Annotated in this window: 12 protein-coding genes; 1 reads left to right on the top strand and 11 read right to left on the bottom strand. The window is 56.6% G+C overall.

The window, feature by feature from the left end; all coding sequences use genetic code 11:
• Nucleotides 1–51: 51 nt before the first annotated feature.
• The 4 genes from RCI_RS02955 to RCI_RS02940 are packed head-to-tail and all read right to left on the bottom strand — an operon-like array spanning nucleotide 52 to nucleotide 3,597.
• The gene (locus RCI_RS02955; protein WP_012034899.1) at nucleotides 52–915 is read right to left on the bottom strand and encodes a DUF7714 family protein; all 864 of its coding nucleotides are present in this window, start codon (nucleotides 913–915) and stop codon (nucleotides 52–54) included.
• Nucleotides 912–1,886: an isocitrate/isopropylmalate dehydrogenase family protein gene (locus RCI_RS02950; RefSeq protein ID WP_012034898.1), complete on the bottom strand. Its 975-nt coding sequence runs from the start codon at nucleotides 1,884–1,886 to the stop codon at nucleotides 912–914. Before RCI_RS02950 ends, RCI_RS02955 begins: the two co-directional genes overlap by 4 nt.
• The gene (locus RCI_RS02945) at nucleotides 1,883–2,356 is read right to left on the bottom strand and encodes a 3-isopropylmalate dehydratase small subunit (protein WP_012034897.1); all 474 of its coding nucleotides are present in this window, start codon (nucleotides 2,354–2,356) and stop codon (nucleotides 1,883–1,885) included. The genes RCI_RS02950 and RCI_RS02945 overlap by 4 nt, the downstream gene beginning before the upstream one ends.
• Complete coding sequence (locus tag RCI_RS02940; RefSeq protein WP_012034896.1) at nucleotides 2,353–3,597, bottom strand: 3-isopropylmalate dehydratase large subunit; 1,245 nt, start codon at nucleotides 3,595–3,597, stop codon at nucleotides 2,353–2,355. The genes RCI_RS02945 and RCI_RS02940 overlap by 4 nt, the downstream gene beginning before the upstream one ends.
• Nucleotides 3,598–3,759: 162 nt before the next feature.
• On the opposite strand from RCI_RS02940, the gene RCI_RS02935 reads away from it, so the two are divergent.
• Nucleotides 3,760–4,953, top strand: coding sequence for a homocitrate synthase family protein (locus tag RCI_RS02935; protein ID WP_012034895.1), 1,194 nt, complete (start codon nucleotides 3,760–3,762; stop codon nucleotides 4,951–4,953).
• 26 nt (nucleotides 4,954–4,979) lie between these two features.
• On the opposite strand, the gene RCI_RS02930 is transcribed toward RCI_RS02935, so the two are convergent.
• From RCI_RS02930 to cobD, 7 genes are all read right to left on the bottom strand, one after another.
• Nucleotides 4,980–5,648, bottom strand: a complete 669-nt coding sequence (locus RCI_RS02930; protein WP_048197926.1) for a hypothetical protein — start codon at nucleotides 5,646–5,648, stop codon at nucleotides 4,980–4,982.
• Nucleotides 5,649–6,158: 510 nt separating this feature from the next.
• The gene (locus tag RCI_RS02925; RefSeq protein WP_148266501.1) at nucleotides 6,159–7,691 is read right to left on the bottom strand and encodes a thiamine pyrophosphate-dependent enzyme; all 1,533 of its coding nucleotides are present in this window, start codon (nucleotides 7,689–7,691) and stop codon (nucleotides 6,159–6,161) included.
• 688 nt (nucleotides 7,692–8,379) lie between these two features.
• Nucleotides 8,380–9,288, bottom strand: coding sequence for a methanogenesis marker protein 11 (gene mmp11 / locus RCI_RS02920; protein WP_012034889.1), 909 nt, complete (start codon nucleotides 9,286–9,288; stop codon nucleotides 8,380–8,382).
• A gap of 57 nt (nucleotides 9,289–9,345) precedes the next feature.
• Nucleotides 9,346–9,963: an NTP transferase domain-containing protein gene (locus tag RCI_RS02915; protein ID WP_012034888.1), complete on the bottom strand. Its 618-nt coding sequence runs from the start codon at nucleotides 9,961–9,963 to the stop codon at nucleotides 9,346–9,348.
• Nucleotides 9,963–10,769: an adenosylcobinamide-GDP ribazoletransferase gene (gene cobS, locus RCI_RS02910; protein ID WP_012034887.1), complete on the bottom strand. Its 807-nt coding sequence runs from the start codon at nucleotides 10,767–10,769 to the stop codon at nucleotides 9,963–9,965. Before cobS ends, RCI_RS02915 begins: the two co-directional genes overlap by 1 nt.
• Entirely contained in the window at nucleotides 10,751–11,713 is a 963-nt protein-coding gene (locus RCI_RS02905) for a cobalamin biosynthesis protein (RefSeq protein ID WP_231844924.1), read from the bottom strand. The genes cobS and RCI_RS02905 overlap by 19 nt, the downstream gene beginning before the upstream one ends.
• Nucleotides 11,710–12,807 carry a threonine-phosphate decarboxylase CobD gene (gene cobD, locus RCI_RS02900; protein WP_012034885.1) on the bottom strand — a complete coding sequence of 366 codons (1,098 nt, stop codon included), beginning with the start codon at nucleotides 12,805–12,807 and terminating at the stop codon, nucleotides 11,710–11,712. The genes RCI_RS02905 and cobD overlap by 4 nt, the downstream gene beginning before the upstream one ends.
• Nucleotides 12,808–12,934 lie beyond the last annotated feature (127 nt).

Genomic DNA, 12,934 nt, shown 5'->3' with positions numbered 1-12,934 from the left:
GACCTGCGTATAAATAACTATCAGGCTTATCTGGCGTGCCAGATCCTGATCTCACTCGCCCTTTTCAGGCTTTCTTATCGTCGCGGCCAGCGTTCTGACAGCCTCATAGATTTCCCGGGGGTTGGCACCCCAGTGCACGACGACTCCCGGCACTCCGTTAAGCTCCGTCATGCCCAGCTTATCCGACTGACAGCACCGCAGGATAAACGGCTTCGAGGGCTTGCGGGTCGACAGAGGGCAGATGTTCACGTGCTCATACCTCTTGAGCGGATACCGTGCTTCGAAGACAAGCTTTGACGTGTTGCATCCGACCAGCCTGACGTCGCCCTGCGGCTCTTCGTCCAGCGAGTCCAGAAACAGGCCGTTGAGCCCGGACGCGTGGCAGGGGAATATTGTGGTGCGCCGGGAATCTTCGTAGTCCTTCAGGTTCAGCACGTGGTACTCAAAAGCCAGCATCAGCTCTCCGAACATGCCTGCCTCGACAAGCTTTTTTACGTTGTAGGCCAGCCAGGCGGGGTCCGGCGGGGCAACATCGTGCACCTCTATCGTCGTGAGTGCTTCCGCTGCCGGATCTTTGACAAACATGTAGTGCCGGTCGATGCCCTGGAATACCACTGTGTTAATGCCTCCTGTGCACAGAGGCACGGCCCTGCGAAGCAGATCGGCACGGTTCGATATGTCCACCAGCCCCGGATATACGAGCGTCTCCGCCGCGCTCGATATTCTGCGGGCGTCGTTTTTCCTCCTGATGAAGCCCTCTCCGGTCGATTCCACTTCAAATACTTCGCACCTGTCCGGGGCATCAAAGACTAAAACGTACTGTGATGAGAAATATATCGCATCATCCGGCCGGTAGCCCGGCCTGATGTGCCTGTTGATCACACCGATGAATTTGCAGTGGCTGGGAAAGATCATATGATGCTCTCCAGATTTTTCAGTATGGCAGACTGGACCTGCAAGGTCGTATTACGTCCCCCGAGGTCCGGCGTAAGCACTCCCTCGTCGATAGTCCGGTCGACCGCGGTCTGGACTGCCCGGGCCATCTCTGGCCTGCCGGCCCAGTCAAGCAGCATGCCGGCGCTCAGCACAGCGGCGAACGGGTTGGCGATGCCTTTGCCGGCGATGTCCGGGGCGCTGCCGTGGACTGGCTCGAAAAGCGCGTAACGGTCGCCTACGTTGGCACTGGGCGACAGTCCGAGGCTTCCGATCAGAGCCGCCGCTTCGTCCGACAGTATGTCGCCGAACATGTTGGTCGTGACGATCGTGTCGAACTTTTCCGGGGCCCTGACGAGGTTATAGGCGGTAGTATCGACCAGCATGTCCTCAAAGGGCACGTTCATCGATTTAGCGACCTGTGCGCAGGCGTCCTTGAACAGCTCGTCCGCCTTCAGCACGTTGGATTTGTGGACTATAGTGAGCTTGCCAATGCCGGGCTTGCTGCAGGCAGCCCGGGCAATCCGCTCGCTGGCCTTGCGGGTGATCACCCGCACGGACCGGGCCTCATCTCCGGTGATCTCCTCGATCCCCATGTACAGATCTTCGGAGTTTTCCCTGTATATAGTGAAGTTCACTTTGCGGGGCGATATCGGGCACGAGCGGAAAGGCCTGATGTTTGCGTACAAATCAAGTTCTTTCCGCAGCGTCAGGATGATGCTCCTGTACGGCTTTCCGGGCGGGGAGGTGATCGCCCCGAAGAGGACGCAGTCGCAGGCCTTGACGGTCTCCAGATCGGCCGGCGACATGGAGACGCCTTCCCTGACGTAGCGCTCGTTACCGACTTCCACGTGCAGGAATTCTGCGTCCGGCAGCGCTACTTTTAACACTTCGTGCGCGACCGGAACAACTTCCCTGCCGATACCGTCTCCGGGCAGGACCGCTATCTTCACCGCTTACTCCTCCGGTAGGCGACCAGCCCGCCTGCGTAGAGGATCTCCTGCAGGAAGTCCGGAAGCCTGGTGCTCACATACCTGGCACCGTTGGCCGTCACGTAGCCCTGATCTAAGTCCACTTCTATTATGTCACCTTTGGCGACTGCGTCGAACACGTCCGCCTCGACAATCGGCAGCCCGACGTTGATCGCGTTCCGGAAAAAGATACGGGCGAAGGACTTCGCAATCACACAGTCGATGCCTGCATACTTGATCGCCAGCGGTGCCTGCTCTCTTGAGGAGCCGCAGCCGAAGTTCTCCCCCGCCACGATAATGTCGCCCTTGTTCGGCCTGAACGCCGGGTCTATACCTTCCATGGCGTGCTGTCCGAAGACGTTGAAGTCCGTGCTCCTCAAGTATTTGCCCGGGATGATGACATCTGTATCTACGTTGTCACCGTATTTCCAGACGTTGCCCTTGAACTTCATATGTATCTCCTCGGGTCGGTGATCTTGCCATTTATCGCAGTGGCAGCGGCAGTCAGCGGCGAGCCGAGGTACACGTCGGCGCCCTTGCCCATCCGGCCCCTGAAGTTCCTGTTCGTCGTTGCCAGGCATGCCTCTCCTTCGGCGAGGACGCCCATGTGGCCGCCGAGGCACGGACCGCAGCCCGGGTTACAGATCGTGGCGCCGGCGGCCAGAAGATCGGCTGCTACGCCAGTCTGCACTGCGTCTAGCATGACACTTCTGGATGCGGGGATGATGAGCGTGCGGCACCTGACCTTCCTGCCTTTTAGTATGGCCGCGGCACCGGCCAGGTCCTCGTACCTGCCGTTGGTGCACGAGCCGATAAGCACCTGGTCAACGTGCGTGCCCTCTACCTCTCCTACGTCCTTCACGTTATCTACGTCGGGGGGACATGAAACCTGGGGGTGAAGCTTAGATACATCTAAATGGAGTTCGTCGCAGTATACTGCGTCCCGGGAAGCGTAGACCGGGCGGTACTCCTCCACTGCCCTGCCTTTCAGGAACGCGAAAGTTTTCTCGTCGGGCGGCACTATCCCTGCTTTTCCGCCCATCTCGATGGCCATGTTACATAAGGTCATACGGCCTGCGATGGACATATGATCAATTACCGGCCCGTAAAATTCCATGGCCTTGTATGTAGCGCCGTCAGACCCGACTTCCTTAGCGATGCGCAGGATCACGTCTTTAGGTGTCACAGCAGCCGGCAGCTTGCCGTCCACGGTCAGCTTAATCGTCTCCGGCACCCTGAACCACAGCTTGCCCGAGGTGTATATCTCGGCCATGTCCGTGGCGCCCACTCCGGTGGCGAAGGCGCCGAAAGCGCCATACGTGCAGGAATGCGAGTCTGCGCCTACTATGACCTTGCCGGGCATTGCGAATCCGTTTTCAGGCAACAGCTGGTGGCAGATGCCCTCCCCGACATCGTAAAGGTTCTTTATTCCCTGCTCAGCCGCCCACTGCCGGATCTCCCTCTGGAGTAACGCTGTGTTCTCAGTGTTAGCAGGCGCCAGGTGGTCGAACGGTATGATGATCCTCGAGGGGTCCCACACTCTCTCGCTCTTCATCTCTCTGAACGCTTTGACAGCGAGCACGGACGTGCCGTCGTGGCTCATGGCATAGTCTACCCTGGCGACCACAAAGTCGCCGGCATCAGCCTTTTTTCCCGAGGCGGCGCTTAATATCTCCTCACTGATAGTTCCCACGTATCTTCACACCTTCGCGATTCAAGATGGAAAATTATTAGTATACAGGATATAAATCATTATCGTTGTGAGCGAAAATTTCGGTAGCGAAATTCTCGTTAGCAATTGTAATTCTCATGGCAATACCGATGACTCTATAAGCACCTGGAGCTTGACCACATGATGCCCGGATACTCTACCAACGAGTGGACCAAATACATCTCTCTGGAGATGGGCGAGATCGAGATCTGCGACGTCACACTCAGGGACGGCGAGCAGACGCCCGGCGTGGCGTTTACGAGAGAGGAGAAGATCGATATCGCCCGCATGCTCGACGAGATCGGCATCGAGATCATCGAGGCCGGCTTCCCGGCTACCTCTCAGGGCGAAAAAGAGTCAGTGAAAGCGATCGCCTCGCTGGGGCTGAACGCTAAGATCTGCTGTTTATCCCGGGCCATCAAGAGCGACATCGATGCGGTCATCGACTGCGGTGCCGACATGGTCGGCATGTTCGTCGGAACCTCCGATCTTCATCTAAAGTACAAGCACAAGAAAACCCAGGACGAGATCATCGACTGCGCGGTAGAGGCGCTGGAGTATGCGAAGAGGCACGGGCTCATCGTGCGATTCTCTCCAGAAGACGGCAGCAGGACCGGGCTCGATTTCCTGAAGCGGTTCTACCGGGCAGGCGAAGAGGCGGGAGCCGACTACGTCGGAGCGATCGACACCGTCGGCATCATGACTCCCGCCACAATGAGGTTCATGGTAGGCGAGATCCTCAAGACCGTCAAGCTCCCGATCGCCGTCCACTGCCACAACGACCTCGGCATGGCAGTCGCCAACACCCTCGCCGCTGCCGAGGCAGGCGCAAAACAGCTGCACACCACGACCAACGGCATCGGGGAACGTGCCGGCAATGCCGCACTCGAAGAAGTCCTCATGAACCTGCGCATCCAGTACGGTGTCGACAAGTACGACACTACGAGGATCACCGATCTGTCGAGGATGGTCCAGAAGTATTCCGGCATCTGCATGGCTAAGAATAAGGCCATCGTCGGCGATCACGCCTTTGCCCACGAGTCCGGCATCCACATCGCCGCCCTGCTCGAAAACGACCGCACGTATGAGGTCTTCAGCCCCGAACTCGTCGGCGGCAAACGGGAGTTCATCCTCGGCAAGCACAGCGGCAGCAAGGCCCTCTGCTACATGGCCAGGCAGATGGGCTACACCCTGAGCGAAGCCGAGACAACGCAGGTGCTGTGCGAGATCAAGCGGCTCAGCGAGCTCAAGAAATCCATCCGCAGGAACGAGCTCAAAGACCTCATCGACCACGTGGTGGGCCAGAAATTTAATACACCAGAGGCTTCTGCGCCCTGAGATTTTTAAAATATAACAAGCAACACTCAGTAATTCTCTGTGCTGAGAGTTGCTTTCAATTTGTTTTTTACAGAATATTTCTCTATCTCGACATTCTCAAACTCCGTCTGGAACTCAATGATCTTCCCCGCCAGCCGCTCTTCTATCTCGGCCAGTGCCCCGGTCAGGATGGCAGCGTTCTTTTGCCCGACCTTCGTGTTATCCAGCCCGTCGATGGTCTTCTCAAGCCAGGCATCGCATTTGGTGTAGACCGACAGCCGGGCTACAGGATTGCTGCCGGTCAAAGTGCTTTCCAGCCGGAAACAGAGCGCATGAGGCACCAGGGCCCTGACAATGCCTCCCGGGTTGTTGACGTAGATGTGGGAAAGCCCGTACAGCTCACATTGGGGCGCGAAACTCTCATCTGCCATGCTGCGGAGGGACCACTGCCTGTCCAGCGCTTCCCGGACGATGCCGGGCGGCAGCGGCACCGGACGCTCGAAAAGGGTATGCCGGAAGGGGCACTCGATCTGCGTCGGGAAGAATAGATCTCCGGTGATGCCCATCAGATCCATAATGATGTCCAGCAGGCAACCATGCCCGAACACGCCGATCTTCTCCCTGCTCAGCGGCACCTCGATTGTCCAGCGCCCGACGTACTTGTTATGCCAGCCCCAGGGGTATGTCGTGTAACTTGAGTCCAGCTTTTTGTCCACGGCTTAAAGTGTGCCGGGCGGGGAAAAAGGGTGTTCCAGCGTTTTGGGCGGCACGATGTATCGCTGCCCCTGAGTTCGTGAACGTTGTCGAACGCTGCGCTGTGCCGGCCATCACTATTACAAGGCTACTCTCTAACTGTTATCTCTGTGTGGGTGAACGTTGTCGAACGCTGCGCTGTGCTACTCCTCACAGATGCCACAGATTCTGATTGATTCCACAGATTTCTCTGCAGAAACCACAGATTACTACTCGATATCACAGAAGGAATACGCATTATTATTCGATCACAGATATCAGTTTTAAGACAGTCGATCAGTTTTTTTAGTTATCTGTGGAATCGAATCCGTCATCATCTGTGCAATCGAGTAGAAATCTGTGGATTCTGTTTCAATCTGTGAAATCTGTGAGGCTTTGCACAGCGCAGCGTTCGTCTTGCTGTCTCTCCATACGTATGCAACCAGTATAGCACAGCGCAGCGTTCGTCTTGCTGTCTCACCTCACACGAGCAATCAAGCTGCTTTCTGATGCATGGCACCTTCAGGGCACTGCCCTCTGACCAGATATATACTCAACCCCGGCTGCTTTAGCAGTCCTTCAAGATCTGCTTTCACTTTCTCCGTCGTCAGCCCGGCGGCCTCTGTTACTATGGTGACGTCGGCGAAGGTAGACTGGACTATGCCTGTGATGTCGGGCACTGTCTGCCCGCCGGTCATGGCTGCGCGCTGATTGACGAAGATCACTGTCAGCACGTTCTGGTCGTTATATTTAGCGTTGAGCAGCGCCTGCATGCCGGTGTGGAGCAGTCCGAAGTCGCCGAGCATGGCGACGCCTTTCTGCCGGAAGCCTGCGGCCACGCTGACGGGCGAGCCGAGAGAGCAGGCAACGTCTACCATGTTGAACGGCGGCCCGGAGGTCAGGATTGAGCACCCGACGTCGCTGGCGACGTTGACGTTCAGGGCTTTGATCGCCTCATATACGGGCTGGAACGGGCAGCCGTCGCAGGCTTTCTTGAAGAAGCCCCTGGCTTCCATCGTCTCGGGCTTGACGGAGATGGACATCTTCGGCTCCATGATGTGCTCTGCAGCATCCATGATCATCTGTACGTCCAGCCCTCCGGCCAGCGGGAGGTGGCCGGTAAACCGGCCCTTCACCTTCGGGGAGGACAGGTGGGACTCGATGTAGGGCGACGGCTCCTCGCAGATCAGGATTGCCTCATTTTCGTTGACAAAGTCCTCCACCTTTCTTTTAGGGAAGGGGTTTACGAAGCCCAGGGACAAATGTGACAGGCGCATCGCGTCGGCCGCTTCTGCAGCGGGCTGGCTTGCGCTGCCCGACGATATGAGGCCGATCCGGGTCTTGCGGGTGATCCTGTTCAGGGGCGAGGACAGCGCCCTGTGCAGCGCCAGGCTCCAGCCATCCTTCATATATTTCTGGTGCTTGCCGAGCATGGTATAATTCCAGGTATGCCGGTCGATCTTTTTCTGCGCCTCAGGGATCTTCCGCCTGTTTACAGGGCCCGTGTTCACGAGAACCGGCTCAGTCACCCGTACCAGCACCGGGGCGCTGATCTGCTCCGACAGCAGAAAACCTTCCAGTATTGCATCATAGAGCTCCCCCGGCCCCTGGGGATCGAGCACCGGAATTTCTCCCAGCTTCCCGTACCACCGGGAGTCCTGCTCGTTCTGGGACAACATCGCTCCGACGTCATCCCCTGCGATGACCACGATACCCGCCCCGATGCCGTGGGTGGCAGAAATGATCACCGGGTCGGCCATGACGTTGATGCCCACGTGCTTCGACAGTACCAGCGCCCGATCCCCGCAGGCAGACGCTCCCAGAGCCATCTCGTAGGCTATCTTCTCGTTGAACTGCCACTGTGCGACAGGCATCTTGTCGGCCGATCCAGGGTCGGCCTTCGCCTCCTGCAGTGCGGAAAACACAGCATTAATCGGATAGCCAGGCACGCCGGTCGCCATGCGCACGCCGGCATCCTCCGCCGCAGCGCGGACGGCTTCCACACCATTGAGAGAAACAGGAGCCATACTTGAAAATAAGAGTTTAAGGGATAATAAAGTTGTTATCGTATAAATGGTTAAAACTAAAAACATTCTCTCGGCTTCTGGAAGTCTCGATATTAAATCGCAAAGACGCAAAGAGTAAGGTGATGATCTGAGCCTTGATCAGGCATAAGTGATGAAATACTGGCAGTTCTCAGTTTCCCCGCTTGTAAAGCCGCCAAGCTCGCCAAGAGGCCAAGCACTCGCCTTATGAGAAATGGGATATTCAGGTAGAGGCTATGAAAAATTGAAAGTTGGCCCTGTGTGAGTCTAAAATACCGCCAAGGCCGCCAAGGAGCCAAGCTCGCCAAGACCCAGATTTTTCATGGAACGCCAAGCAATAATTAGTGATCGACGAGGTTCCGATCGAAAAAGTCCCTGGCGTGCCCGGCTTCTTGGCGTTCCATGAATAATTAGCTCTTGGCGAGCTTGGCTCCTTGGCGAGCTTGGCGGTATTTTCGACTCATACATGGCCAACTTTCAATTTTTATTGCATCTACCTGAATATCTCATCTTTCATAAGGCGAGTGCTTGGCGGCCATGCAACCCTATCCGAAACAACAAGTTTATCATACGACGCATGGGCGCTAAGGCGCAAAGGTTTTTCCGAGATCCCTTTACCTCTTTGCGCCATTGCGAACTAAAAACAAGGCGCCCTGGCGCCGACAATATCTTACTGGTTATTTAAGTCGAGTTTCACCGACTGGCAGGGCTGTGCGAAATATGGCAGCGATGCTAAGGCTCCGATGATGCCTCTGCCGGGTATGACGATCTCTACCCCGGCTTTCTTTGCGGCTGTCTCGGCGATCTCGTAAGTGACCATTTTGCTCTTGGCCAGCGTGGCGTATTCCTTTACCTCATCAGCATGGAAGCGCTGCAGGACCACCATGCCCGTATTCTCGGATAAAGTGTACTTTCTTAGCAGCTGCTCGAAGTCCTTGATCAGCGGGGCCGGGTCGATGCAGGCGAATTCTACGACCGTGGAGACGCAATTCTGCGTCTTTTGCGGCACGGGGAACAGCTGGACCAGGGCATGGGATATGTACCGGGCGTTTCTGGAGTCCAGGTCCGTAGCTATATTATGGATCAGCGACCAGGTGGCGCCCTCTTCTTTCGTGTCCGTATCGTCTACGCCGATGAGGACTCTGCTTCTCCGGGGAAGCACGATGGTGCCCCTGCTCTTTTTACTGCCGCCTGCCTCTGTGATGTCGTACTCGATCACGTCTTCGGCCTGCGCCCGGCTCATAGTGGCGCCGACGCCGCCGCCTCCGAGGCCTGCGTACGTGATCTCAACGGTATTATCTTTCACGATCGCCGACTCGATGCCTGCCGCGGCGTACGAGGCAATAAGGTTCAGCTCAGAATGACCTTCTTTTACCCGGTAGCGCATGGTGTTGCCGTAGCTGCACACGCTCTGGATCAGGGGGCTGGCCTGTTTATAATGGTATTCGGCCCAGCAGGCGCCGCCCCAGCAGTTGGACTGCTCGACGATGTCGACGAGGCCGTGGCCGTCTGCGATGGCCACGATATTCTTATAGGGCAGTACCCACTTTTTCTGAGCAAAAGCTTTGTCCTTCTCCATAAGCGACATCCACCGGTCATCTTGTCGCCGAAAATTTCGGCAGTAACTCATTAAAACCTAAGGTACCTGTCGATTTATACTGCTTTCGGTCAGTAGCCTCTCGCAGACTGATATGTCTGGTATATAGTTGACATTGGCAGCCAGCAGCGGGTCTTCGAGTATGAGCAGGGCTTCTTGCTGGTACCTGTCCATGTACCGGCCGTCGATGACGTTGATCGCTGCTGGGACGTTTTCGACGCCATTATCGATAAGTATAGTATCGGTACTGACTCCGGGTGGAATGCTCGATCTGGCGACTCTGACGGATAATGCCTCTGCCCCGGCCTTTTCATATTCCCGCACGACGGCGTCGATCGTTTCGGGTTTCACCAGGGGTATGTCAGACGAGATGATCAGGAACGGCCTGAAAAGCTCCAGCGTCTTAACCGCGTGGACTGTGTCGTCGATGTAGCCTGCCCCGGGAGTCATGTGTACGGATACACGTTTTTCATCCCGGTATCGTTCTTTCACCAGCACGCAAGTGCAGGGAGTCCACTGTGATACTGCCACGTATACATGGCCAATTTCCCGGGACTTCAATAATGCGTCTATCACGTAAGCGATGAGCGGCTTACCTTTCAGCTCTGCCAGCGGCTTTTCACCGCTGTTCAGCCGTACTCCTCTGCCGCCCGCCATTAAAAGCGCATCCAGAGCACCGCCCCCATTACGCCCAGAGCAGCAATTCTGGCTATCTCGTTGGCGGCGCCGATCACGTCGCCGTTGACTCCGCCGAAGTTGCGATCGGATATAATAAGGATGATCAGTGCGACAGCCAGCGGTGACAGCATGGCCAGCCCTCCAGCCATAATGACACGCAGCGGATTGCCTCCGCCCGGGATGATGGCTGCGCCGATTATTGCAATGCCGATGGCTATCCATGCGCCGATCACTGCAGCCAGGTAGTGCTCTTTCTTCATCCGGGCGATCATGTACGAGCCCATTCCCTCGTGGGCGCTTTTACCGAACGCAATAATAGTAATCTGAGCTACTTTAGCGCAGCCCTCCGCCACCAGCAGCGGCACGAACAGCCATGTGGGCGAGCCTGCGAACGTCATGGCCAGAGCGAACAAGAACAGGAGGTCCATGGCCATGAAGAGCAGGCCGCCGGCGCCGGCGTGCACGTCTTTCATTGCCCTGACCTTCTTCTCTCTCGGGCCGGAGGCTATCAGCCCGTCCCCGAAGTCGGAGAGGCCGTCAAGGTGGTTGATGCCGGTCAACAGAAAGATGCAGGCCACAGTTAGCACTGCTGCAAACGGCGCTGGCAGTATACACTGGAAGAGAGTACCCGCAACGCCGAGGAGCAGGCCTGTTACGATCGCCACGGGGATGAAGAGGTACTGTCGATCAGCGAAAGCATCGTAGTCCCCGTCGACGATTCTCACCGGCAGGGTAGTCAGAAAGGCGATAGCCGCCCGCAGGCCGTTCAGTAGATTGCCGGCCACGTGAAAACCCCCCAGTCGAATGGCAGTCCCGTCATTACCATAATAGCAAGTATGATGACAAGTAGCAGCGCAGAAATAATCCGGTTAAACCAGATCGCCCTCGGTATGTCGCTTACGGCACACGGCTTCAGACCTTCTCCCAGCACGTAGTAGTTCAGCTTTTCCAGCCGGACGCCGAGGCCGCCTGCGAAAGTGGCCATGGGGAAGCCTGAGTTCGTACTGGGCGGTTTCCTGGCATCGCGGAGCCCGATTTTTACTGCCCGGAGCGGATGCCCGGTAGCAATTGCAGCGACCGAGATCAATAATAACGACAGCCTGGCAGGTATGTAGTTCACCAGGTCGTCCATCTTTGCGGAGGCGAAGCCCATTTCCCGGTGCTTTTCATCTTTGTAGCCTACCATGGAGTCGAGGGTGTTGATCGCCCTGTACGCCAGCGCCCCCGGCAGCCCGAACAGCGTAAAGTAGAGCAGCGGCGCCATGATGCCGTCCACGAAACTCTCTCCCAGCGATTCGACCACGCAGGAGGACATCTGGCCTTCGTTAAGCTTGCTCACGTCTCTTCCGACCAGCGCCGGCAGTTTAGCCTTTGCCAGGTCGAACCGCCCGTATTTCAGGTCCTCGTAGATCTCCCGGGAGATGCCCCACAGGAACGAGAGCGAAAAAGTCGACTTGAGCAGGTAACCGGTCACCAGCAGCCCGAGGACTGGCGAGATCATGTACGATAGAATGCTCAGGGCGCAGCCTGCTACTACGAATAGCGTGACGGAAAACGCCATCAGGAAAAAACCGAAGGCGAACCGGAAACGTTTAGGAGCCCGCTCTTTCAGGTAGCCGATCAGCGTCCCGATCCACACCACCGGGTGCGCGTAAGTCCGGGGCTCCCCTATGAAGAGGTCTATGAGCAGCGCGAGGATGAACGCTTCCAGCATGAACGATATGATCAAGATGACTCCGCCACCGTTTTAAGGGCTTTAAGCAGCTGCTCGTTTTCCTCGTGAGTCCTGACCGCCAGGCGTACGTAAGTGTCACCCAGCATCTTGAAGGAAGCGCAGTCCCGCACCAGAATTTTCTGGTCGAGCATCTTCCCGGTGAACTCCGTAGCCGTCATCCCGAGGCCGCCCACGTCCAGCAGGAAATAGTTGGCGCTGGCAGGCAGAGCCCGCAGCCCTTTGATCGCAGAAATGCCTTCGAATAGCCGCTCCCGTTCCCGCCGCATGTATGCCCGGGACACGTCCAGGTACGGCCCGGCCACATCCATGTAGTGAGCGCCGACCTCAGCCGCCACGCTGTCCACGTTCCAGGTGAGCCGCACCATGTTCAGCAACTCTGCGTCTTTGCTGTTGACGATGCCGAAGCCCAGCCTGAACCCCGGTATGGCAAAACACTTGGTCAGCGACCGCATGACCAGCAGGTTTTCGTATTTTTCGACCAGCCTTGAAACGCTCTGGCATGGATCAGCTAAGTCGATGAACGCCTCGTCGACTACAGTTAATATGCCCTTCCCCTTGCAGTAGTCGACAATTTCCAGGACGTGCTCTTTACTCAGGAGCCTGCCGTCAGGGTTGTTGGGATTGCAGATGAAGACCGCTTTACTGCCGTTCAGGTGCCAGTATTCCCTGTCGAGCAGATATGAAAATTTCACGTAGCGCATGTGTGCGCCAAAGAGCCTGCACTGCTGCTCATATTCCCCGAAGGTGGGGCACGGCACAGCTATGATGTCCCCCTTAGTGATGGCCGCTTCGGCGAAAAGCCGGATGATTTCTGTGGAGCCATTGCCCGGGACGATGTTTTCCTTTTTGACGCCGGTAAACCTGGCCGCGCTCTCCCGGAACTGATTGTACCTGTTATCGGGGTACTCCGCCACCCGGGAAAGGGCGTCGGAGACGATCTCCTTAGGGTCCAATGGCAGGTACGGGTTCACGTTGACACTAAAGTCCAGTATCTCCTTCTCTTTCAGGCCTTTCTGCTCCGCGATCTCGCGAAGCCGGCCACCGTGGGCACAAGGCATCAGTTGCTGTAGCTCTTTTCGGACAAACACAGGGCAGCCATCCGCTGGGGAATCAATTAAACTTGAACATTATTAAATATTGTGGAATTGTTGCAGCAAGCAATAATATCCACTGCAAGTGCAATACTAAAGAAAAAGAACATGAAAGCTTGGGGGT

The organism is Methanocella arvoryzae MRE50 (genome assembly GCF_000063445.1).
Classification (GTDB): Archaea; Halobacteriota; Methanocellia; order Methanocellales; family Methanocellaceae; genus Methanocella_A; species Methanocella_A arvoryzae.
The sequence above is the reverse complement of the archived record's forward strand: the minus strand, read 5'-3'. Positions and strand labels throughout refer to the sequence as shown.